This window comes from Limnohabitans sp. (assembly GCF_040400975.1).
Taxonomy (GTDB): Bacteria; Pseudomonadota; Gammaproteobacteria; order Burkholderiales; family Burkholderiaceae_C; genus Limnohabitans_A.
Genome location: NZ_JBBAPF010000004.1, coordinates 38,789 through 59,153 on the forward strand (window position 1 = coordinate 38,789; position 20,365 = coordinate 59,153).

At 56.6% G+C, this 20,365-nt stretch carries 24 protein-coding genes; 19 read left to right on the forward strand and 5 right to left on the reverse strand.

Translation table 11 applies throughout. The annotated features are described in order from the left end of the window. From ABWQ00_RS04370 to ABWQ00_RS04430, 13 genes are all read left to right on the forward strand, one after another. Complete coding sequence (locus ABWQ00_RS04370; protein ID WP_353237456.1) at positions 1 to 627, forward strand: TorD/DmsD family molecular chaperone; 627 nt, start codon at positions 1 to 3, stop codon at positions 625 to 627. A 138-nt stretch (positions 628 to 765) separates the two neighbouring features. Next, positions 766 to 1,929: a TRAP transporter substrate-binding protein gene (locus ABWQ00_RS04375; protein ID WP_353237457.1), complete on the forward strand. Its 1,164-nt coding sequence runs from the start codon at positions 766 to 768 to the stop codon at positions 1,927 to 1,929. A 74-nt stretch (positions 1,930 to 2,003) separates the two neighbouring features. Then, positions 2,004 to 2,579, forward strand: a complete 576-nt coding sequence (locus tag ABWQ00_RS04380) for a TRAP transporter small permease subunit (protein ID WP_353237458.1) — start codon at positions 2,004 to 2,006, stop codon at positions 2,577 to 2,579. Continuing rightward, the gene (locus ABWQ00_RS04385; RefSeq protein WP_353237459.1) at positions 2,576 to 3,985 is read left to right on the forward strand and encodes a TRAP transporter large permease; all 1,410 of its coding nucleotides are present in this window, start codon (positions 2,576 to 2,578) and stop codon (positions 3,983 to 3,985) included. The genes ABWQ00_RS04380 and ABWQ00_RS04385 overlap by 4 nt, the downstream gene beginning before the upstream one ends. After that, a complete protein-coding gene (locus tag ABWQ00_RS04390; protein ID WP_353237460.1) occupies positions 3,985 to 5,337 on the forward strand; it encodes an amidase in 1,353 nt (450 codons plus the stop codon). The genes ABWQ00_RS04385 and ABWQ00_RS04390 overlap by 1 nt, the downstream gene beginning before the upstream one ends. Further along, on the forward strand, positions 5,334 to 5,507 hold the full coding sequence (locus ABWQ00_RS04395) for a hypothetical protein (RefSeq protein ID WP_353237461.1): 174 nt from the start codon (positions 5,334 to 5,336) through the stop codon (positions 5,505 to 5,507). The genes ABWQ00_RS04390 and ABWQ00_RS04395 overlap by 4 nt, the downstream gene beginning before the upstream one ends. Before the next feature lie 217 nt (positions 5,508 to 5,724). After that, positions 5,725 to 5,931 (forward strand): formate dehydrogenase, encoded by a 207-nt coding sequence (locus tag ABWQ00_RS04400; protein WP_353237462.1) that lies wholly within the window; start codon positions 5,725 to 5,727, stop codon positions 5,929 to 5,931. A gap of 43 nt (positions 5,932 to 5,974) precedes the next feature. Beyond that, the gene (locus ABWQ00_RS04405) at positions 5,975 to 8,932 is read left to right on the forward strand and encodes a formate dehydrogenase subunit alpha (RefSeq protein ID WP_353237463.1); all 2,958 of its coding nucleotides are present in this window, start codon (positions 5,975 to 5,977) and stop codon (positions 8,930 to 8,932) included. An 18-nt stretch (positions 8,933 to 8,950) separates the two neighbouring features. Beyond that, a complete protein-coding gene (gene fdh3B, locus ABWQ00_RS04410; protein ID WP_353237464.1) occupies positions 8,951 to 9,550 on the forward strand; it encodes a formate dehydrogenase FDH3 subunit beta in 600 nt (199 codons plus the stop codon). A 2-nt stretch (positions 9,551 to 9,552) separates the two neighbouring features. Next, positions 9,553 to 9,777 carry a hypothetical protein gene (locus ABWQ00_RS04415; RefSeq protein WP_353237465.1) on the forward strand — a complete coding sequence of 75 codons (225 nt, stop codon included), beginning with the start codon at positions 9,553 to 9,555 and terminating at the stop codon, positions 9,775 to 9,777. A gap of 17 nt (positions 9,778 to 9,794) precedes the next feature. Beyond that, on the forward strand, positions 9,795 to 10,976 hold the full coding sequence (locus ABWQ00_RS04420) for a formate dehydrogenase subunit gamma (protein ID WP_353237466.1): 1,182 nt from the start codon (positions 9,795 to 9,797) through the stop codon (positions 10,974 to 10,976). 15 nt (positions 10,977 to 10,991) lie between these two features. Continuing rightward, positions 10,992 to 11,342 (forward strand): hypothetical protein, encoded by a 351-nt coding sequence (locus tag ABWQ00_RS04425; RefSeq protein ID WP_353237467.1) that lies wholly within the window; start codon positions 10,992 to 10,994, stop codon positions 11,340 to 11,342. A 69-nt stretch (positions 11,343 to 11,411) separates the two neighbouring features. Beyond that, positions 11,412 to 12,302 carry a formate dehydrogenase accessory sulfurtransferase FdhD gene (locus ABWQ00_RS04430; RefSeq protein WP_353237468.1) on the forward strand — a complete coding sequence of 297 codons (891 nt, stop codon included), beginning with the start codon at positions 11,412 to 11,414 and terminating at the stop codon, positions 12,300 to 12,302. A gap of 36 nt (positions 12,303 to 12,338) precedes the next feature. Here the strand turns inward: ABWQ00_RS04430 and ABWQ00_RS04435 are convergent, their stop codons facing one another. Then, the gene (locus tag ABWQ00_RS04435; protein WP_353237469.1) at positions 12,339 to 13,118 is read right to left on the reverse strand and encodes an enoyl-CoA hydratase; all 780 of its coding nucleotides are present in this window, start codon (positions 13,116 to 13,118) and stop codon (positions 12,339 to 12,341) included. Positions 13,119 to 13,318: 200 nt separating this feature from the next. Here ABWQ00_RS04435 and ABWQ00_RS04440 point away from each other — a divergent pair, with 200 nt between their 5' ends. Genes ABWQ00_RS04440 through paaK form a run of 3 tightly spaced genes read left to right on the forward strand, consistent with a single transcriptional unit; the run spans position 13,319 to position 15,906 of the window. Further along, positions 13,319 to 14,119, forward strand: a complete 801-nt coding sequence (locus tag ABWQ00_RS04440; protein ID WP_353237470.1) for an enoyl-CoA hydratase-related protein — start codon at positions 13,319 to 13,321, stop codon at positions 14,117 to 14,119. Further along, positions 14,119 to 14,571 carry a hydroxyphenylacetyl-CoA thioesterase PaaI gene (gene paaI, locus ABWQ00_RS04445; RefSeq protein ID WP_502908069.1) on the forward strand — a complete coding sequence of 151 codons (453 nt, stop codon included), beginning with the start codon at positions 14,119 to 14,121 and terminating at the stop codon, positions 14,569 to 14,571. The genes ABWQ00_RS04440 and paaI overlap by 1 nt, the downstream gene beginning before the upstream one ends. A gap of 33 nt (positions 14,572 to 14,604) precedes the next feature. Continuing rightward, the gene (gene paaK, locus ABWQ00_RS04450) at positions 14,605 to 15,906 is read left to right on the forward strand and encodes a phenylacetate--CoA ligase PaaK (RefSeq protein ID WP_353237472.1); all 1,302 of its coding nucleotides are present in this window, start codon (positions 14,605 to 14,607) and stop codon (positions 15,904 to 15,906) included. Between the two features lies 1 nt (position 15,907). Here paaK and ABWQ00_RS04455 read toward each other — a convergent pair whose 3' ends face one another. Further along, positions 15,908 to 16,735 carry a symmetrical bis(5'-nucleosyl)-tetraphosphatase gene (locus ABWQ00_RS04455; RefSeq protein WP_353237473.1) on the reverse strand — a complete coding sequence of 276 codons (828 nt, stop codon included), beginning with the start codon at positions 16,733 to 16,735 and terminating at the stop codon, positions 15,908 to 15,910. 165 nt (positions 16,736 to 16,900) lie between these two features. Between ABWQ00_RS04455 and ABWQ00_RS04460 the strand changes: the two genes are divergently transcribed. Then, positions 16,901 to 17,200, forward strand: a complete 300-nt coding sequence (locus tag ABWQ00_RS04460; protein WP_353237545.1) for an H-NS histone family protein — start codon at positions 16,901 to 16,903, stop codon at positions 17,198 to 17,200. A 138-nt stretch (positions 17,201 to 17,338) separates the two neighbouring features. On the opposite strand, the gene uppS is transcribed toward ABWQ00_RS04460, so the two are convergent. Beyond that, on the reverse strand, positions 17,339 to 18,058 hold the full coding sequence (uppS, locus tag ABWQ00_RS04465) for a polyprenyl diphosphate synthase (RefSeq protein WP_353237474.1): 720 nt from the start codon (positions 18,056 to 18,058) through the stop codon (positions 17,339 to 17,341). Positions 18,059 to 18,114: 56 nt separating this feature from the next. Here uppS and ABWQ00_RS04470 point away from each other — a divergent pair, with 56 nt between their 5' ends. Both ABWQ00_RS04470 and ABWQ00_RS04475 read left to right on the forward strand, forming a co-directional pair. Continuing rightward, entirely contained in the window at positions 18,115 to 18,753 is a 639-nt protein-coding gene (locus ABWQ00_RS04470; protein WP_353237475.1) for a hypothetical protein, read from the forward strand. A 68-nt stretch (positions 18,754 to 18,821) separates the two neighbouring features. Then, complete coding sequence (locus ABWQ00_RS04475; RefSeq protein ID WP_353237476.1) at positions 18,822 to 19,277, forward strand: MaoC family dehydratase; 456 nt, start codon at positions 18,822 to 18,824, stop codon at positions 19,275 to 19,277. On the opposite strand, the gene trmL is transcribed toward ABWQ00_RS04475, so the two are convergent. Both trmL and ABWQ00_RS16320 read right to left on the reverse strand, forming a co-directional pair. Further along, complete coding sequence (trmL, locus tag ABWQ00_RS04480; protein WP_353237477.1) at positions 19,268 to 19,765, reverse strand: tRNA (uridine(34)/cytosine(34)/5-carboxymethylaminomethyluridine(34)-2'-O)-methyltransferase TrmL; 498 nt, start codon at positions 19,763 to 19,765, stop codon at positions 19,268 to 19,270. The two genes, ABWQ00_RS04475 and trmL, sit on opposite strands and share 10 nt — an antisense overlap. Before the next feature lie 42 nt (positions 19,766 to 19,807). Further along, complete coding sequence (locus tag ABWQ00_RS16320; RefSeq protein WP_502908070.1) at positions 19,808 to 20,272, reverse strand: ComF family protein; 465 nt, start codon at positions 20,270 to 20,272, stop codon at positions 19,808 to 19,810. Positions 20,273 to 20,365: the final 93 nt, after the last annotated feature.

Below are 20,365 nucleotides of genomic sequence, written 5' to 3' on the forward strand. Positions count from 1 at the left end.
ATGAGCCAAGACCTGAACCTGTCTACCAGCAGCCATGCGCTGGACGAAGAAACCGCCCGTGCTGAAATCTACGGCTTGTTATCGCAGCTTTTTTACGCCGCACCCAGCGAGGAGTTGCTGGGTCAACTGCAAGTGGCCGTGACCGAAGCCCCCGATGCGGGTGCTTTTCTGGAAGAGCCTTGGCGCGAATTGGTGGCCAGTGCGCGAGCAATGACCCAGGATCAAATCACCTCCGAGTACAGCCAACTGTTTGGCGGCGTGGGCAAACCCGAGATCTACCTGTTTGGGTCGCACTATTTGAGTGGCTTTTTGAACGAAAAACCCCTGGTCAGGTTGCGTGACGATTTGGCCGCCCTGGGCTTGGGCCGAAGCCAGGACATGTCCGAAACCGAAGACCATGCGGCCTATGTTTTTGAGGTCATGCGCTACCTGATCGCAGGGGACGATGTGGCGGTGTCCAATCTCACCCATCAGATGGCGTTCTTCAGTCAACACGTGAAGCCTTGGTTATCGCTCATGTGCCAAGCGGTGATCGCGCACCCCAAAGCGGTGTTTTATGCCCGCTTGGCTCACTTCACCGAGGGATTTTTGAGTGTTGAGGCCCAAGGTTTTGATTTGGTGGCCTGATTGAGTTTTTTTCTTAAATCAGCTGAAAAAAATGACAAGGCTGTTAGGGTTATCACTTAGCTTTAACTTTTGACCACCCTCCATAATTCGCTACTGAGCAGTAATTTTTTACGCTTCCACGTTCAACAGGAGACACCCATGACCCCAGCTCAACAAGATATTTCAACAAAATCTGCCGACGCGCCCGAAACCAGCCGTCGCCGTTTCTTTGCCAAAGCAGCGACCGCAGCTGCCGCTGTGCCTCTGGCAGGCGCGCCCATGATCGCCGTGGCCCAAGCCCCCATCGTCTTCAAGATGCAAGGCTCTTGGGGTACCAATGAGATTTTCAGCGAGATGGCCCAGCAGTACGTCACCCGCGTCAACGAAATGTCTGGCGGCCGCCTGAGAATCGATTATTTGCCCGCAGGTGCTGTGGTCAAGCCTTTCGAAATCATCGACGCCGTGAGCAAAGGTGTTTTGGACGGTGGCCACCACGTGTCGGGCTACTGGTACGGCAAAAACAAATCGGCTTCTTTGTTCGGCACTGGCCCCGTGAGCGGCGCCACCCCCGATATTGGCTTGAGCTGGATTCAGGCCGGTGGTGGTCAGCAGCTGTGGGACAAACTGGTTGCCAAGATGAACCTGAACGTGGTCGGCTTCTTCTCCTTCCCCATGCCTTCGCAGCCACTGGGTTGGTTCAAGAAGTCCCCACCCAAGAAAGCTTCTGACCTGAAAGGTTTCAAGTACCGTACCATCGGTTTGGCTGCCGACATGCTTCAAGAAATGGGCATGGCTGTGGCTCAGTTGCCTGGCGGTGAAATCGTCCCCGCCATGCAGCGCGGCGTGATCGATGCCTTCGAATTCAACAACCCCACCGCCGACATGCGCTTTGGTGCGCAAGACGTGGCCAAGTTCTATTCCATGGGTTCCTTCCACCAGGCTCAGGAATTCTTTGAGATCATCTTCAACAAGGACAAGTACAACGCTTTGCCCGCTGACTTGAAGGCTGTGCTGAAGTACGCCGCCGAAGCCGCATCGACCGCATCGACCGCTTTGGCGCACGATAACTATTCCAAAGACTTGCAGGAGTTGATCGTCAAGCACAAGGTTCAGGTCTCTCGCACCAGCGCCGATGTCTACAAGGGCCAGCTGGCGGCTTGGGACGTGGTCACGGCCAAGTTGGAGAAAGAAGTCGACATGTTCAAGGAAGTGAACGATTCGTTCAAGGCCTGGTCACGCCGCGTGGGCTTCTACCACTTCACCAACGAAGCCAACTACCGCATGGCTTACGAACACGTGCAGAAAACCAAACTGCCAGTCTGATCACAGAGTCCCCCCGAAGGCTGTCGGAATCGTTTCCGGCAGCCTTTGTTTTTGTCTGTCTAGAGGTAAGTCGTATGGAAGTTTGGATTCGAAGGATTGACATCCTCAACAAGTCAATAGGTCACGCCTTTTCTTGGTGTGTACTGATCCTGACCGCATCCACCTGTTTTGAGGTGTTCATGCGTTATGTGCTCAACAGCCCCACGGTGTGGGCGTTTGACATGAGCTACATGCTCTACGGTGCCATGTTCATGATGTCAGGTGCTTATGCCCTCTCGCGCAACTCGCATGTGCGCGGAGACTTCTTTTACCGTAACTGGCCCAACCGCACACAAGCCAAAGTGGATTTGGCTTTGTATTTCGTGTTTTTCTTTCCCGGCATTTTTGCCATGGTGTTCACGGGTGGCCAATACGCCTACGAAAGCGCCCGCATCCTGGAGTCCAGCGTGAACAGCCCAGCAGGCGTGCCGGTTTGGCCCCTGAAGTCGATCATTTTTGTAGCCGGTGTCACGCTGTTGATTGCGGGTGCCGCAGAAGTCATGCGTTGCCTGGTGTGCATCCGCACGGGCGAGTGGTTGTCGCGCGGCAGCGATGTCGAAGAACTTGAACAAGTGTTGATCCAACAACACGCTGAGAAAGAATCATCATGAGTGATCCGTTTGTCGCCCTTTTAATGCTGGGGCTCTTCATTGTTTTTATCTTTTTCGGTTTTCCTATCGCCTTCACGATGATGGCCATGGGCATGGGTTTTGGCTTTTACGCCTATTTCACGCCCGACCAGTTGATTTGGGACAACCGCATCTTGTACTTGTTCACACAAAATACTTTCAGTGTGATGAACAATGATGTGCTCATATCGATCCCCTTGTTTTTGTTCATGGGTTATATCATTGAGCGCGCCAACATCCTGGACAAGTTGTTTTTGAGTTTGCAGGTCGGCTTGCGTGCACTTCCTGGCTCTATGGCCGTGGCTGCACTGGTCACTTGTACGCTGTTTGCGACAGCCACCGGCATTGTGGGCGCGGTGGTGGCCCTGATGGGCCTGATCGCCTTGCCGGCGATGCTCAAAGCCGGTTATGACGAAAAATTGGCCAGTGGTGTGATCACGGCAGGTGGCACTTTGGGAATCTTGATTCCACCCTCCATCTTGCTCATTGTGTATGCGGCCACAGCCAGTGTGTCGGTGGTCAAGATGTACGCTGCGGCCATCATCCCTGGCTTCACTTTGGCTTTTCTGTACCTGATCTACATCATCGTGCGTGCCACGCTGAATCCCTCTTTGTGTCCCAAGCCCAAAGATGTGTACGATTACTCCGTCTGGGAAAGCATTGTCATGGTGTTGAAGGCCTTTGTGCCTTTGGCCGTCTTGATCATGTCGGTGTTGGGCTCTATTTTGTTTGGTTTGGCGACACCCAGCGAAGCGGCCGCCATGGGTGTTTTGGGCGGCATCATCTTGGCGATCGTCTACCGCGCCTTCACTTGGCAGCGGTTGCGCGAGTCGGTTTACCTCACGGCCCGCACCTCGGCCATGGTCTGTTTCCTGTTTGTCGGTTCGGCCACTTTCGCCTCAGTGTTTGGTTACTTGGGCGGTGAGAATCTGGTCAAGGACTTCATGCTGGCATTGAACCTGTCGCCTTTGCAGTTCTTGCTGCTGTCCCAGTTTTTGATTTTCATCTTGGGCTGGCCTTTGGAGTGGAGCGAGATCATCATCATCTTTGTGCCCATCTTCCTGCCATTGCTGCCCTTGTATGGTATTGACCCGATCTTGTTCGGCATCTTGATCGCCGTGAACCTGCAGACCGCTTTCTTGACCCCGCCGATGGCGATGTCGGCCTATTACCTGAAAGGGGTTGCACCCAAGACGCTGCAATTGAACACCATCTTCAAAGGGTGCATGCCTTTTGTTTACATCATTTTGTTCACACTGGCCATGACCTATGTCTTCCCAGCCATGGTGACCTATTTGCCTGAAGTGTTCTTCGACCAGTCGGTGGAGATGGAGCGTGACCCCAACGACGAGTCGGTGGTCAACCCTGATTTCTTCAAGCAGCAGTGATGAGTGGCAGTCCCCTTAACATATCGGAACTGACGGCCCTGCAAATCCGCGAGCATTTGCTCAGCGGCCAGGAGACGGTGGAGGAATTCACCGTCAAATTGGGTCAGTTTGTGGATGCCGCCGATGCCAATATCCACGCCTTCGCGCACCGCGATGACCGGGTGGTGGCGCTGCAGGCAGACAACCTGTTTCGCGACCGCACGGCCGGCCATTTGCCTGGTCCTTTGTATGGCGTGCCGGTGGCGGTCAAGGACATCATCGACACCATGGACTTTCCCACCGAATACGGCAGCCCGATCCACCAGGGCCGTTACTCGGTGGGCGATGCCACGGTGGTGTCGCGCCTGCGCGCCGCGGGGGCCGTGATCTTCGGCAAAACCGTGACCACGGAATTTGCCACCACCCAAGCGGGGCCTACCTGCAACCCGCACAACACGGCGCACACGCCGGGCGGCTCGTCCAGTGGTTCGGCCGCTGCCGTGGCCGCGGGCATGGTGCCCGTGGCGCTGGGTACCCAAACCAATGGCTCGGTGATCCGTCCTGCCTCGTATTGCGGGGTCTATGCGTACAAGCCCTCACGCGGGCTGGTGCCGCGCACCGGGGTGCTGGACCAGTCGCCCTCGCTCGACGAAGTGGGCGTGTTCGCCCGCAACCTCGACGACATCGCCTGTGTGGCCGAGATCCTGACGGGCGACGACGGCCATGACGCCGCCACCGCACGACAGGCCCCGCGCCGTTTGTACGATATGGCGGTCTCTGAGCCACCGCTGCCGCCCAAGTTTTGCTTTGTCAAAACACCTTGGTGGGACCAGGTCGACCCCGAAGCCCGCGAAGCTTATGAAGCTTTTGTGGACCACTTGGGTGACTGCGTGACACACGCGGCCTTGCCCGACATCGTGCGCAATGTGGCGCCTTGGCTGGCTACGATCAATGAGTCCGAGTTGGCGTTTTGTCTGCAAAAGGAATGGCTCCACAGCCGCGCGCAGTTGAGCGAGCCCCTGCAAGCGCGCATCGACAAAGCCATGGCCATCCCGGTCACCGATTACCTGGTGGCCAAAGACCGCCAGTTCCATGTCATGAGTGCTTTCGACGAGTACTTCGCCACTTATGACGCCATTTTGTGCCCGGCCGCGCTGGGTACTGCCCCTGTGGGGCTGGAATCGACGGGCAACCCGATCATGCAAACCACCTGGAGTTTTGCCGGTCTGCCCACCCTCAACTTGCCGCTGATGAACCTGTCCAATGGCTTGCCATTGGGTGTACAGGCCGTTGGTGCTCACCAAAACGATGCACGTCTGATGCGCTCTGCGCGTTGGCTGGTGTCTGAATTTGTCAAAAGGAATCTGGCATGAAATCGCTTGAACGCTTCACCGGCCTCGTAGGTCTGGCTTTGGTTGCAGCATTCCTGCTGCCCTACATTTACAAGTTGCCCCAGTTGGACATCACCCTCATCTTGTTGGGAGGCTTGGGTTTGGCTGTGTTTGATTATTTGTCTTCGGGCAAAGACGATAAAACCGAGTGATCGCGCTACAGGGCCTGAGCTTCCTGTGTGTGCCAGCACACAGCAACTCTGGCTTTGCTGGAGATTCGCGTCACCAACTTGACATGTCTTTCTGGCACCCAAGGGTTTTCACCTTGATTACCTGAACATCGAGCCATACCATTCTCACCTATGCAAATATTTGCATGAGATTGCTTTTTTGAGCTTGCCCTGACTTTTCCATTTTCCGGAGTGCTCGATGTCTTCCAAAACTTCAAACCTTTCACGTCGATCCCTGTTCTCGGGCGCAGCCACCGTGGGTGCTGTGGCCGCAGCCACCGCCGTTTTGCCCGGTGTGGTCAGCCATGTGGCGCCTTCGGCGCCTGCCACCCCCAAGCCCACCCGTGGCGGTGGTTACACCCTGAGCGAGCACGTTCAGCAGTACTACAAGACCACCCGCGTCTGATTCTTCGTCTCTCTTTCCTGTTCATCCCCAACTGGAGCCCTCCATGTTGCTGACCAAAAAACAATCTGGCACCTCGGGTGCTGTTTCTTCTCCGTTCATCCACAGCCTGCGCCGTGGTTTGTCGCAGGCCTTGCCTACCCTGGATCGCCGCAGTTTTCTGCGCCGCTCGGGCTTGGGTGTGGGTGTCGGTTTGGCTGCATCGCAGCTCACGCTGGTGCAAAAGGCCCATGCCGGCAAGGGAACATCCATCGTGGGTGCCGGCAAGGTCGAAGTCAAACGCACCATTTGCACCCACTGCTCCGTAGGCTGCGCTGTCGATGCAGTGGTTGAAAACGGGGTTTGGGTTCGCCAAGAGCCGGTGTTTGATTCCCCCATCAATCTGGGTGCCCATTGCGCCAAAGGTGCCGCTTTGCGCGAGCATGGCCATGGTGAGTACCGCTTGCGCTACCCCATGAAACTGGTGAAGGGCAAGTACGAACGCATCAGCTGGGACACAGCCCTGACCGAGATCAGCGCCAAGATGCTGGAGTTGCGCAAGGCCAGTGGCCCGGACAGCATTTATGTGGTCGGCTCGTCCAAGAGCAACAACGAACAAGCCTATTTGCTGCGCAAGTTTGTCAGCTTCTGGGGCACCAACAACTGTGACCACCAAGCGCGTATTTGCCATTCGACCACGGTGGCGGGTGTGGCCAATACTTGGGGCTACGGGGCGATGACCAATTCGTACAACGACATGCAAAACAGCAAGGTCGCCATGTACATTGGCTCGAATGCTGCTGAAGCCCACCCGGTGTCCATGTTGCACATGCTGCATGCCAAGGAAAACGGCTGCAAGATGATTGTGGTCGACCCCCGTTTCACACGCACAGCAGCCAAGGCCGATGAGTACGTGCGCATCCGCTCGGGCACCGACATTCCTTTCCTGTTCGGATTGATGTACCACATCTTCAAGAACGGCTGGGAAGACAAAAAATACATCAACGACCGTGTCTTTGGCATGGATGCGATCAAGACCGAAGTCATGGCCAAATGGACACCTGACAAAGTCGAAGAAGCTTGTGGCGTCAAAGAAGACCAAGTCTTCAAGATTGCCAAAATGCTGCACGAGAACAACCCTGGCACCATTGTCTGGTGTATGGGCCAGACCCAACACACGATCGGCAACGCCATCGTCCGCGCCTCTTGCCTCTTGCAACTGGCCTTGGGCAATGTGGGCAAGACCGGCGGCGGCACCAACATCTTCCGCGGCCACGACAACGTGCAAGGCGCGACCGACGTGGGCCCCAACCCCGATTCCTTGCCCGGTTACTACGGTTTGTCAGAAGGCTCTTGGAAGCACTTTGCCAACGCCTGGGGCGTGGATTTCGAGTGGATCAAGAAGCAGTATGCGCCTGGCATGATGGGCAAAAACGGCATCACGGTGTCGCGCTGGATCGACGGTGTGCTGGAGAACAACGAGCTGATCGACCAAGACAGCAACCTGCGCGGTGTGTTCTATTGGGGCCATGCCCCCAACTCGCAAACCCGCGGTTTGGACATGAAGCGTGCCATGGACAAGCTCGATCTGTTGGTGGTGGTGGACCCCTACCCCTCGGCCACTGCGTCGATGGCGGCCATGCCCGGCAAGGCCGAAGACCTGAACCCCAACCGTGCGGTGTATCTGCTGCCTGCTTGCACGCAGTTTGAAACCTCGGGTTCTTGCACCGCGTCCAACCGCTCCATCCAGTGGCGTGAAAAAGTTATTGAGCCTTTGTGGGAGAGCCGTTCTGACCACATGATCATGTACCAATTGGCGCAAAAACTGGGCTTTGGTGCCGAGTTGGTCAAGAACTACAAGATGCAAAAAGTCGGCGGCATGGACGAGCCCGTGCCTGAGGACATCCTGCGCGAAATCAACAAGTGCGTGTGGACCATTGGCTACACCGGTCAAAGCCCCGAGCGTTTGAAGGCCCACATGAAGAACATGAATGTGTTCGATGTGAAGACCCTCAAGGCCAAAGGCGGCAAAGACAAAGAAACCGGGTACGACTTCACCGGCGACTATTTCGGTTTGCCTTGGCCTTGCTACGGCACGCCTGAACTCAAGCACCCTGGCTCTCCTAATCTGTACGACACCTCCAAGCACGTCATGGACGGTGGCGGTAACTTCCGCGCCAACTTCGGCGTTGAGCGCGACGGCAAGAGCCTTTTGGCCGAAGACGGCTCCCATTCCTTGGGCGCCGACATCACCACCGGTTACCCTGAACTCGACCACATCTTGCTCAAGAAATTGGGTTGGTGGGATGAGCTGACCGAGGCTGAAAAAGCCAAGGCCGAAGGCAAGAACTGGAAGACCGATTCATCGGGCGGCATGATCCGCGTGTTCATGAAAGGCCATGGTTGCCATCCTTTCGGCAATGCCAAGGCGCGTGCGGTGGTTTGGAATTTCCCAGACCCGATTCCGCAGCACCGCGAGCCTTTGTACGGCACGCGTCCAGACCTGATGGCCAAGTACCCTACGCACGACGACCGCAAAGCTTTCTGGCGTTTGCCCACCTTGTACAAGACGGTGCAAGACAAAAACATCGCCGACAAGTTGCATGAGAAGTTCCCACTCATCATGACTTCGGGTCGATTGGTCGAGTACGAGGGCGGTGGCGAAGAAACCCGCTCCAACCCTTGGTTGGCGGAATTGCAACAAGAGATGTTTGTGGAGATCCACCCCAAATCTGCCGCAGACCGCGGCATCCGCAACGGCGAGCGTGCATGGGTGACCTCACCCACGGGTGCGCGCATCAATGTGCAAGCCATGGTGACCGAGCGTGTCGCGCCCGATACCGTGTTTTTGCCCTTCCACTTCTCTGGCCGTTGGCAAGGTGTTGACATGCTGCCGCACTACCCCAAAGGGGCAGCGCCGATTGTGCGCGGTGAGGCGGTCAATACGGCCACGACCTATGGTTATGACAGCGTCACCATGATGCAAGAGTCCAAGACCACCATCTGCAACATCGAAAAAGCCTAAGCGCTCCAGGAGAACACGATGGCACGAATGAAATTTATTTGCGACGCAGAGCGTTGCATCGAGTGCAACGGTTGCGTGACCGCTTGCAAAAACGAACACGAAGTCCCATGGGGTGTGAACCGCCGACGTGTGGTGACCTTGAACGACGGTGTACCCGGCGAAAAATCCATCTCGGTGGCGTGCATGCACTGCTCAGATGCGCCCTGCATGGCGGTGTGCCCTGTCAACTGCTTCTACAAAACCGACGAAGGCGTTGTGTTGCATGACAAGGACATTTGCATTGGCTGCGGCTACTGCTCTTATGCTTGTCCGTTTGGTGCGCCCCAGTTCCCATCCAGTGGCACCTTTGGTCTGCGCGGCAAGATGGACAAGTGCACATTCTGTGCGGGTGGTCCTGAAGCGCATGGCAGCCAAGCCGAGTTCGACAAATACGGTCGCAACCGTCTGGCTGAAGGCAAATTGCCGGCCTGCGCGGAAATGTGTTCCACCAAGGCGCTGCTTGCGGGTGACGGTGATGTGGTGGCCGACATTTTGCGTGGCCGTGTGGTTCAACGCGGCAAAGGCGCAGAAGTCTGGGGCTGGGGAACGGCTTACGGTAACCAAGCCAAGGGAGCATGAGCATGAAAGCAGCCATCATTTTGAGCAGCTTGTTTTTCCTGGCGGCTTGTGGCGAAACGCGCCAAGACAAAGCTGGGGTTGGTTCTGACAAACCCGCGGTGGCCGGCACTGGGGTGGCGGTTTACACCGATCCGGGTTGGAAAGCCGGTGACCAGGCTGGTTGGTCCAATCACCTCAAAGCCCGTGCACATTACGGCCAAAACGACCATTCCCGTACCTCCAAGTGAGTGACAAGGAGAAGTTCATGCGTCGCTTCTTATTGACTGTCGGGCTGGCCTTGGCCGCGTGGGGTGTTTCCGCCCAAACGCCGGTCCCTGCCGCTGCGCCTGCAAGCCCTGCCGCTCCGGCCCCCAACAGCCTGGGTGTCAAGAGTGCCAATATCTTTCAGATCGCTCCCAGCGCGGATGCCGATCCCAAGTACAAAGACCAAACCAATGCCCAAAGGGCGGAGGTTCAGCCCGGCAACAACGCGCCTGTTTGGCGTGCAGTGGGTCAGGGCGTGACGGGTTTCACCAGCTTGCCCAAAAGCCAAGCGCCTGAGGCCGGCAATTTGATCCAGCCCTTCGTGCAGTACCCAGGTTCCCGTTTGTCTTCGGCCGGCGAGTCCTGGCGTCAGGTGCGCAACAACATCATCATCCCTTATGGGGCTGCCTTGTTGTTGATCGCGGTCGGTGCGATGGCTTTGTTTTATTTCAGCAAAGGCACGATCGAATTGCACGGCCAAGAAACGGGCCGAAAAATCGAGCGCTTCACCCCTTTTGAGCGATCCGCGCATTGGGCCAACGCGATCGCCTTTTGTGCTTTGGCCATTTCGGGCATCGTCATCGCTTACGGCAAATATTTCTTGCTGCCGATCATAGGCGACACCCTGTTCGGTTGGCTCTCCTTTGCCTTGAAAAACGTTCACAACTTTGCAGGACCCTTGTTCGCGGTGTCTTTGGTGATTGTGTTCATCACCTTCGTCAAAGACAACATGCCCAGCAAAGACGACATGGCGTGGATCCTCAAAGGCGGCGGTTTGTTTTCTGGCACCGAGGTGCCTTCACACCGGTTCAATGCCGGTGAAAAAGTGCTGTTCTGGGCCGGTGTTTTGTTCTTGGGTGCCATCGTCGTGGCCTCTGGCTTGGTGTTGAACATGCTCATCCCAGGCCTGATCTATGAGCGGGCCACCATGCAGATCGCCAACATGATCCACGGTGTGGCCAGCTTGTTCATGATGGCGATGTTCATTGGGCATATCTACATGGGCACATTGGGCATGCGCGGGGCTTACAAAGCCATGCGCACGGGTTATGTGGATGAAACGTGGGCCAAAGAGCACCATGAGTTGTGGTACGACGATGTCAAGGCAGGCAAGATTCCTGTCCACCGCTCTGCGACCTCGAACACCTCCGCTGCCTCGAACACTTCCACAGCTTCGGCTTGAGTCTGGAGAACTCTCATGAAAAAATACCTGCTTGTCATGTCTGCATTGGCCATCAGCTTCGGCGCTGCAGCCAAATTGCCTCCCCTGAGTGATGAAGCCAAGGCCAAAGCGGCCGAAGCTGCGGCCAAGACCGCACACGGCAACAAAGTGGCCGACTTCCAGTTGTGCAAATCACGTGAAAAAGTGGCAGCGCACTATTACAAAACCAATGGCAAAGGCAAGGCTGCTCCAACGGCCACGCCCGCTTGTGTGGACCCAGGTGCCTACAAGCCCGCAGAAACCACGGCTGCAGCCCCTGCCGCTGCACCCCCCGCAGCCGCGCCAGCAGCTGCCAAGCCCGCGGCTGCACCTGCCAAAAAAGGCTGATCCTTTTTGCACCCCACTGCAAAATCCCCCGTCGGCAACGGCGGGGGATTTTTACGTTAGGCTCAAGCCATGTCTGTTGTTCTGAACGCCCCCGTGGCCGCATCGGCCCCGCTCAAGCCCCACATCACCCGCGCGCGTGCACCCCTGACCCGCAGCGTGCCCGTGACCAACGAATTCGGTGAAATCTCCGAGACGCAAATCCCAGCTGAGCGAGCGCTGACGATTTACCTGGATAAAAAAGAGCTGGTGACTTTGATGACCCTGGGGGCCGAGCCCGAGTGGCTGGTGCTGGGTTTTTTGCGCAATCAGCGCCTGATCGACTCGGTGGACCAGATCGAATCGATCACCGTGGACTGGACAATTGGTGAAGGCGAAGTGGGAGAGCCAGGCGTGGCCGCTGTCAAAACCCGCGCCAATGCCCAGGTGGTGATCGAGCGCAGTGCCGAGCGCGTGGTGACCACGGGCTGCGGCCAAGGCAGCGTGTTTGGCGATTTAATGACCCACATTGACGAGATCGAATTGCCCCCCGCGCAAATCACCCAAAGCCAGCTCTATGGTTTGGTCAACGCCATCCGCTTGCAGGAAACCACCTACAAATCATCCGGCTCGGTGCATGGCTGCGCCTTGTTTCAGGGTGAGCAGATGCTCATGTTCGTCGAAGACGTGGGTCGACACAACGCGGTGGACACCATTGCCGGCTGGATGTGGATGCATGACGTGAATGCCCAGGACAAGGTCTTCTACACCACCGGTCGCTTGACCAGCGAGATGGTCATCAAGTCGGCCCAGATGGGCGTGCCCGTGGTTGTCTCGCGCAGCGGCATCACGCAAATGGGCCTGGACGTGGCCCAGCGCCTGGGCCTGTGCGCCATCGGCCGCGCCACCAACAAGCGCTTCTTGTGCTTCAGCGCGCCCGAGCGTCTCGTCTGGCAACCCGAGTTGTTGACAACACCCGGCTGACCGCAAGCGGCTGTTTGCCGGTCAGCACAGGGCCGATCAACCGTTGATGAACTTGGGGGCGCGCTTGTTCAAAAACGCGTCCATGCCTTCTTTTTGGTCGGCGGTGGCAAACAAGCCGTGGAAGATCCGGCGCTCGAACATCACGCCATCTGTGAGGCCACTTTCAAAGGCGCGGTTCACGCTCTCCTTGGCCGCCATGGTCGCCAGTTGGCCGTAGCCGCAAATCATCAAGGCCGCGCCCAGGGTTTCGTCCATCAGTTTGTCCAGTGGCACCACGCGGCTGACCAAGCCACCGCGTTCGGCCTCGGCGGCGTCCATCATGCGCCCTGTGAGGACCAAGTCCATGGCTTTGGACTTGCCCATGGCGCGCGGCAGCCGCTGCGTGCCGCCAGCGCCAGGGATGATGCCGATTTTGATCTCGGGTTGGCCGAACTTGGCGTTGTCGGCAGCGATGATGAAGTCGCACATCATCGCCAACTCACAGCCGCCCCCCAAGGCAAAGCCGCTGACGGCCGCGATCACGGGCTTGCGGATGCTGCGTATGGTTTCCCAGTTGCGGGTGATGAAGTCGTTTTTGTAGACCTCATGGAAGTTGAACTTGGCCATGGCCGAGATGTCAGCGCCTGCGGCAAAGGCTTTTTCGCTGCCGGTGATGACCATGCAGCCAATGGCCTCATCGGCGTCGAAGGCTTTGAGGGCCAGTCCCAGCTCGTCCATCAAGGCGCCATTCAGTGCATTCAGGGCCTTGGGGCGGTTCAGGGTGATGATGCCAACTTGGCCGCCTTCGACGCGGACTTCGATGTTTTCGTAGCTCAAGGGATTCTCCAACAAGGGGTGTGGGTGATGGTTCAACTATAACCATGCCCGTTCAGGCTTGGCTGTCGCCTTTCTTGCCCATGCGTGGGTGATCCCATGGCGTCCGTCAGGTGGCATATTGGGTGGATGATTTGATAGGGAAAACATTCACCAACCGTGCGGTCGGTTAATGGTACATTCCACCACTCAGGAGACCCAACATGACCGACATCACCGCATCGGTGCTTTATGAAGTGCGAGGCGCTGTAGCCCTCGTCACGCTCAACCGCCCGCAGGCCCTCAACAGTTTTACCCGTGAAATGCATCAATCCTTGTGGCGCGCCTTCGATCAGGCCGAGGCCAACCCTGCTGTTCGTGCCTTGGTTTTGACCGGTGCGGGTCGAGGCTTTTGTGCCGGTCTCGATTTGTCAGAACTCGATTTCACGCCCGGCCCCGGATTGTCGGAGAGGGCAGACCCCGGTCCAGTGATCCAGGATGCCTTCAATCCCACCACGCGCCGCTTGCAGACGCTGCGCATGCCCGTCATCTGTGCGGTCAATGGCGTGGCTGCTGGCGCAGGTGCTTCGGTGGCCATGGCTTGCGACATCGCGATTGCCACGCCAACCGCCAGCTTTGTGCAGGCCTTCAGCAAAATCGGCTTGATCCCGGATGCGGGTGGCAGCTGGCTGCTGGTGGAGCGCCTGGGCCTGCCGCGCGCCATGGCACTGGCCATGACCGGCGACAAACTCATGGCAGACAAGGCCAAGGAGTGGGGCTTGATTTGGGAGGTGGCCGACGACTGCGTGGCCGCCGCCTTGGCTTTGGCCGACAAGCTGGCTGTGATGCCGACCAAGGCCTTGGTCGCTACACGCCACCTGCTGCGCGACGCGGGCACCCGCTCGCTGGATGCGCACCTGAATGTGGAGCGTGACACGCAATCGGCCCTGGGCAAAACGCACGACTACATGGAAGGGGTGAACGCCTTCCTGCAAAAGCGCGTACCGCAATTCAAAGGCGAATGATGAGCGATCCGACAACCATTGCACGCCAAGTGGGCGACACCATGTTTGCAGTCGATGTGGCGTCCAAAGACACCATGGGCATGGAACTGCTGGTTTGCGAGCCGGGCCGAGCCCTGATGCGCATGACGGTCAAAGCCTTGCACCTGAATGGTCATCAAATTTGCCATGGCGGCTTCATCTTCACTTTGGCCGATTCGACATTTGCCTTTGCCTGCAACAGCTACAACAAGAATGCTGTGGCAGCGGGTTGCAGCATTGAATTTTTGAAACCAGGCAAGTTGGGCGATGTGCTGACCTGCGAAGGCATTGAGCAGACCCTGAGCGGACGCCACGGCATCTACGACATGAAGGTCACCAACCAACATGGCGAAGTGGTTGCCATGTTCCGTGGCAAAAGCGCACAAATTGCGGGCACCGTGGTGCCAGAGTCAACAACATCGGGGCAGATTTGAGCCTTGACCCCCAGCCGATCCAATGGAGTTTTCATGAGCCAAAAAGCCTTCTCCCTCGAACCCATCGAAAAGGCCAGCATCGACGAACTGCGCAGTCTGCAGCTCAAACGCTTGCAGCAAACGCTGCAGCACGCTTATGCCAACTCGCCGGTCTACCGCGCCAAGTTCGATGCCGCAGGCGTGCACCCGGACGATTGCAAAACACTGGCTGACATCGCCAAATTTCCCTTCACCACCAAGTCAGATCTGCGTGACAGCTACCCCTTTGGCATGTTCGCTGTTCCGCGTGAACAATGCGCTCGCATTCACGCATCGAGTGGCACCACCGGTAAGCCCACGGTGGTCGGCTACACGCTCAAAGACATCGATACCTGGTCTACCGTGGTGGCCCGCAGCATCCGGGCAGGTGGTGCCAAACCGGGTGACATGGTGCACGTGAGCTATGGTTACGGCCTCTTCACCGGCGGCATGGGTGCGCACTATGGGGCAGAAAAATTGGGTCTGACTGTGGTGCCTTTTGGCGGCGGCCAGACCGAGCGCCAAGTACAGCTCATTCAGGATTTCCAATCCAACATCATCATGGTCACGCCCAGCTACATGCTGGCGATTGCCGATGAGTTTGAGCGCCAAGGCATCGACCCTCAAAGCAGCTCTCTGCGCATCGGCATCTTTGGCGCTGAGCCTTGGACCAACGACATGCGCGCTGCCATCGAAAAACGCATGGCCATCGACGCGGTCGACATTTACGGCCTGTCTGAAGTGATGGGCCCGGGCGTGGCCAGCGAGTGCATCGAAACCAAAGACGGCCCGACCATCTGGGAAGACCATTTCTACCCTGAGATCATTCACCCTGACACCGGTGAGCCGGTGGCTGACGGCGAAATGGGCGAGCTGGTGTTCACGAGCCTCACCAAGGAAGCCTTGCCCATCATCCGCTACCGCACCCGCGATCTGACCCGATTGTTGCCGGGCACGGCGCGGAGCATGCGCCGCATGGAAAAGATCACAGGGCGCAGCGACGATATGATGATCATTCGGGGCGTGAATGTGTTCCCCAGCCAGATCGAAGAGTTGATCTTGAAGCGCGCCGAACTGGCCCCGCATTACCAATGCGTGCTCACCCGTTCAGGTCCGATGGACGATTTGAGTGTGCGGGTGGAGACCAAGCCCGGCGTGTCACCCGACAGCACAGAGGCGCGAGCCGCCGCCAAGCAGCTGCAACATGACATCAAGGTTTTCATTGGCACCAGCGTGGGGATAGAGCTCAAATCCGAAGGTGGCATTGAGCGCAGTCAGGGCAAAGCCAAGCGGGTGGTGGATTTGCGCCGCCAGTGATTTACCCGGGCTTTTGTGCTTGCGGGCAAGGTACTTTCAGTCTTTCATGGCTGCCATCGGTGTTCAGACGCATGGCACTGAGGCAGCCTCCCCACACACAGCCTGAGTCCAGTGCCCAAACATCGGTGCGTGGGGGCTGCGAGAGGGTCGACCAATGCCCGAAAGCCACGGTCGTGCCCGCTGTACGGCGACCAGGAACCTCAAACCAAGGCACATGACCGGCAGGTGCCTGTCCTGCAGACTCTTTGGTGTCGAACTCCATCTCGCCAGAGGGCGTGCAAAACCGCAAACGGGTCAAGGCGTTCACCACCACGCGCCATCGGTCAATTCCTTGCAAGTTGTCTTGCCAGGCCGAAGGGGTGTTGCCGTACATCAGGCGCAAAAAATCAAGCCAATCCGGCCCTCGCAAAACCGATTCGAGTTCGGCAGCCAAGGACAGGGTTTGCGTCACTGTCCAGGTGGGCAATACGCCAGCATGGACCGACAGCACGCCGTGAGACCACAGGGCCAGGGCTTGCTGCCGAAGCCATTGAATCAATTCGGATTTGTCTGGGGCTTGCAGCAAGGCGTTCAAGGTGTCCGTACGTCCGGCCTGACGCAAGCCATTGGCCACAGCCAAACCATGCAAATCATGGTTGCCCAGCACGCAGTGCACGCTGCCATCCAAAGCCATCAGACGTCTGAGAACGGCCACTGAATCTGGGCCGCGGTTGATCAAATCGCCCAAGATGACCAATTGATCTCGACTGGGAGAAAAATCAATTTTCTCCAGCAAGTGTCCGAATGGCTGGTCGCAGCCTTGAATATCACCGATCCAATAACAGGCCATTTGTATCTTGTATTAGAAGTATGGAGAGGTTTTGATTCCGGATGAAATCGAGTGGACTGTTTTTGGATATAAAAATACATGCAATCAATGAATCGATGATCGCGTACTGCATGACCATCGATTTTGAGTTACATTATGTTTTTTTATTTACTTAGGGAAATCAGCATGACACAGTCTTACAAAGAACTTTTGCAACAGCGCGAAGCACTCGAATTGGCTATTTCGCAGGCGCGCCAAAATGAAATTTCTGCGGCCGTAGCCAAAGTGCGTGAATTGGTGGCTGAATTTGGACTCACGGTGCAAGACATTTTCCCTGGTCGTGCCAGCAAAGGCGGTGCAAGCAAAGCTGTCAGCAAGGTTGCTGCCAAATACCGCGATCCCGCAACCGGACAAACCTGGACTGGTCGTGGCAAAGCGCCTAAGTGGATCGAAGGCCGTGACCGCGCCCCTTTCGTTATTGCCTAAACTCAAACAATGGTACTTTAATATACCCACTGGTTTGTCCAGTTGCTTATTGAAACCTGAATTGAAACCCCGTGATGACGGGGTTTCTTTTTGAGGTCTTTGAATGCATGAAAACCCCAAAAGATGTTCTCGCTTGGATCAGATGGGCGCTGATGAGCCAAAACGACGGTCTCTGCCTGCAAACCAAACCAGCGCCTGATTCAATGTTTCGCCGGTAAAGTCAGGCCACAGCTCTTCGCAAAAAAATAGTTCAGCATAGGCAGCTTGCCACAACAGGAAATTACTGACCCGAGATTCGCCGCCCGTTCGAATCAATAAATCGACTTCGGGTGCATCGGCAGTGGACAGATAAGGGGCCAACGAGGCCTCAGTCAATGAGTCCAAACTCAAATTGGAATTATTTTTTTGCCAAGCTTGTACAGCTTGCAGCATGTCCCAGCGACCGCCATAGTTGGCACAAATATAGAGCGTGATGCCCAGGTTGTGGGCTGTTTGCTGCTCTGCATCTGCGATCAATTTTTGTAAAGATTCTGAGAATCGCTGCTTATCGCCCAGTACTTTGAGGCGAACACCATTGGCGTTCATGTCCCGAATCTCTCTTTGAAGATAAGTCCTGAACAAGCCCATCAGCCCAGTGATCTCTTCGGGGGGGCGCTTCCAGTTTTCTGTGCTGAAAGCAAAAAGACTCAAGTGCGGGATGCCCATTTCGGCGCATGCCTTGACGATATCGCGAACCCTTTGAGCGCCTGCTGCATGGCCAAGCCCCGCTGGCATGAAACGGTTTTTTGCCCAGCGACGGTTGCCATCCATGATGATGGCAATGTGCCGGGGCAAAGAAGGTGGTGTAGGGATGGACAAGGGTGGGCAATTTTTTGAGATTTAATTTTACGCGCCTGTTAAGCTGAAGGTGCTTTTTGGCCGTTCAGGGAGTCGCCATGACACCACAGATACAAGAGTTTCTAGACCGTATTGAGCTGATTGAACGGGGCATTGAGCAAGAAGCCAAGATTCGCAGCCAGCAATGGCAAGCCCATTTTGATGAGCACAAGCTGCGCTTCGATAAAGAGGTGTTGGCCCAACAAAGGCGCTTCAAGGCGGGTTTATTGGCGTACGTGTTGACGGCAGAGTGGCGGCATGTCTTGTGCGTGCCCTTCATTTATCCCGTGCTGGTGCCGATGCTTCTGTTGGATGCATTCGTTTCAGTTTATCAGTGGGTGTGTTTTCCCCTGTGCGGAATTCCCAGAGTTCAAAGGTCAGACTTTTGGGCGTTTGATCGCTCACACCTTGCTTATCTGAATGGGCTTGAAAAAATCAATTGTGCTTATTGCGCTTACGGCAATGGTTTGATCGCCTACTGTCGAGAAGTCTTCGGTTTGACCGAGCAATATTGGTGTCCCATCAAGCATGCGAACCGGATCCTGCAGGCCCATCCGCATTACCAAGGCTTTGTCGATTACGGCGATGCGGAAAACTACCGTTCTGAGCTGTCTCGTTTGAGGACTGAATTGAAAGCAATGCAAAAGCAGCGCGTGAAGGCCGAGGACAGCTTGTGAAATGGGACAAATTTGGCCTGTCACGTCATCGACACCCTTGCGGCTGAAAGCCCCATAAAGTGATCGACATGAGAACATTTGCAAATTTGGCCGAGTTGGCCGCTTGTGTAGGTCAAGACGTGGCTGCGACCGAGTGGGTGGAAATCACCCAGCATCAGATCAACCAGTTTGCCGAGGCCACGGGGGATCCCCAGTGGATCCACGTTGACGTGGAGCGGGCCAAACAGGGGCCTTTTGGGGCGCCTATTGCGCATGGTTTTTTGACGCTGTCCTTGTTGTCCCAGTTTTTTGACAAGACCATCCATGTCAGCAGCAAGAAAATGGGCGTGAATTACGGCTTGAACAAAGTGCGCTTTATGGCACCGGTGCCCGTGGGCAGTCGATTGCGTGCGCATTTGCATCTGCATTCGGCCACGCCCATTGAAGGCGGTGGCCTTCAGTTGCAGTGGAACGTCACGGTGGAGCGCGAAGGCAGCGACAAACCTGTTTGTGCAGCCGAGTCTTTGGTGCGCATTTACGCCTGAGCAGGCTGTCCTTGCGAGGTGGGCACCGCACCGAAGCCGTTTTGCCGCCAAGCTTCGAACACAGTCACAGCCACCGCGTTGGACAGGTTCAGACTGCGCTGGCCTTCAAGCATGGGCAGTTTGATGCGCTGACTGGGTGCAAACTTCTCTCGTAATTCGGGTGACAAACCACGCGTCTCTGAGCCAAAAATCAGCCAATCACCGGGTTCGAAGTGCACGCCGAAAGCGGCTCGACTGCCTTTGGTGGTCAGGGCAAACATGCGCTCTGGTGTGGGGCGCTCTTGGGCCATAAAAGCATCCCAATCTGCGTGGCGACGCAAGTCGGCATACTCGTGGTAATCGAGTCCAGCGCGCCGCATGTGTTTGTCATCCATCGAAAACCCCAAGGGTTCCACCAAGTGCAAAGTACACCCGGTGTTGGCGGCCAGTCGGATGACGTTGCCGGTGTTCGGCGGGATTTCAGGTTCAACCAAGACAATATGAAACATGGCGCACATTGTGCCTTGCTGTCTTGTTCGGCTTGCGAAATGTCATTCGGAAGCCAAGGATTCGGTTCTGGCCAAGACCAAAGCGCTGATGTGGGCCGCTCCCGCTTGGCGCAGCACGCGAGCTGCTGAATGCAAAGAGGCACCACTGGTCATCACATCGTCCACCAGCACCACCCGTTTTCCTCTGAGTTGCGCAGCCCTCAATGGCTCCACAGCGAATGCGCCCACCAAATTGGCGAGTCGCTGATGGCGGGGCAACAGCCGCTGTGAGGGGGTGTCGCGGGTGCGCAGCAGCAATTGAACATCTGCTTTGCCAGGGCTCAGTTGCTGGGCCAGCTCCCATGATTGGTTATAGCCCCGGAAGGCCAGTCTTTGTGGTGAAAGTGGAATCGGCAGCACCAGATCCGCGTTGTCCAGCACATCATCTGCCAATGGGGTGCTCATCATCAAGGTGGCCAAGGCATTGGACCAACCGGCCTGTTGTTGAAACTTGAATCTTGCAATCAAGTCAACCCAGGGCCAATCGTAGGTCACAGCGGCCAGGCACATATCGAGTGGGGGTGGTTCTGCCAGGCAGTCTGGACAGCGCCGTCCAGCATT

Excerpts from the sequence above, each read along its gene's own strand:
- ABWQ00_RS04370 (WP_353237456.1), top strand. The coding sequence starts at position 1 with ATGAGCCAAGACCTGAACCTGTCTACCAGCAGCCATGCGCTGGACGAA.
- ABWQ00_RS04375 (WP_353237457.1), top strand. The coding sequence starts at position 766 with ATGACCCCAGCTCAACAAGATATTTCAACAAAATCTGCCGACGCGCCC.
- ABWQ00_RS04380 (WP_353237458.1), top strand. The coding sequence starts at position 2,004 with ATGGAAGTTTGGATTCGAAGGATTGACATCCTCAACAAGTCAATAGGT.
- ABWQ00_RS04385 (WP_353237459.1), top strand. The coding sequence starts at position 2,576 with ATGAGTGATCCGTTTGTCGCCCTTTTAATGCTGGGGCTCTTCATTGTT.
- ABWQ00_RS04390 (WP_353237460.1), top strand. The coding sequence starts at position 3,985 with ATGAGTGGCAGTCCCCTTAACATATCGGAACTGACGGCCCTGCAAATC.
- ABWQ00_RS04395 (WP_353237461.1), top strand. The coding sequence starts at position 5,334 with ATGAAATCGCTTGAACGCTTCACCGGCCTCGTAGGTCTGGCTTTGGTT.
- ABWQ00_RS04400 (WP_353237462.1), top strand. The coding sequence starts at position 5,725 with ATGTCTTCCAAAACTTCAAACCTTTCACGTCGATCCCTGTTCTCGGGC.
- ABWQ00_RS04405 (WP_353237463.1), top strand. The coding sequence starts at position 5,975 with ATGTTGCTGACCAAAAAACAATCTGGCACCTCGGGTGCTGTTTCTTCT.
- fdh3B (WP_353237464.1), top strand. The coding sequence starts at position 8,951 with ATGGCACGAATGAAATTTATTTGCGACGCAGAGCGTTGCATCGAGTGC.
- ABWQ00_RS04415 (WP_353237465.1), top strand. The coding sequence starts at position 9,553 with ATGAAAGCAGCCATCATTTTGAGCAGCTTGTTTTTCCTGGCGGCTTGT.
- ABWQ00_RS04420 (WP_353237466.1), top strand. The coding sequence starts at position 9,795 with ATGCGTCGCTTCTTATTGACTGTCGGGCTGGCCTTGGCCGCGTGGGGT.
- ABWQ00_RS04425 (WP_353237467.1), top strand. The coding sequence starts at position 10,992 with ATGAAAAAATACCTGCTTGTCATGTCTGCATTGGCCATCAGCTTCGGC.
- ABWQ00_RS04430 (WP_353237468.1), top strand. The coding sequence starts at position 11,412 with ATGTCTGTTGTTCTGAACGCCCCCGTGGCCGCATCGGCCCCGCTCAAG.
- ABWQ00_RS04440 (WP_353237470.1), top strand. The coding sequence starts at position 13,319 with ATGACCGACATCACCGCATCGGTGCTTTATGAAGTGCGAGGCGCTGTA.
- paaI (WP_502908069.1), top strand. The coding sequence starts at position 14,119 with ATGAGCGATCCGACAACCATTGCACGCCAAGTGGGCGACACCATGTTT.
- paaK (WP_353237472.1), top strand. The coding sequence starts at position 14,605 with ATGAGCCAAAAAGCCTTCTCCCTCGAACCCATCGAAAAGGCCAGCATC.
- ABWQ00_RS04455 (WP_353237473.1), bottom strand. The coding sequence starts at position 16,735 with ATGGCCTGTTATTGGATCGGTGATATTCAAGGCTGCGACCAGCCATTC.
- ABWQ00_RS04460 (WP_353237545.1), top strand. The coding sequence starts at position 16,901 with ATGACACAGTCTTACAAAGAACTTTTGCAACAGCGCGAAGCACTCGAA.
- ABWQ00_RS04475 (WP_353237476.1), top strand. The coding sequence starts at position 18,822 with ATGAGAACATTTGCAAATTTGGCCGAGTTGGCCGCTTGTGTAGGTCAA.
- trmL (WP_353237477.1), bottom strand. The coding sequence starts at position 19,765 with ATGTTTCATATTGTCTTGGTTGAACCTGAAATCCCGCCGAACACCGGC.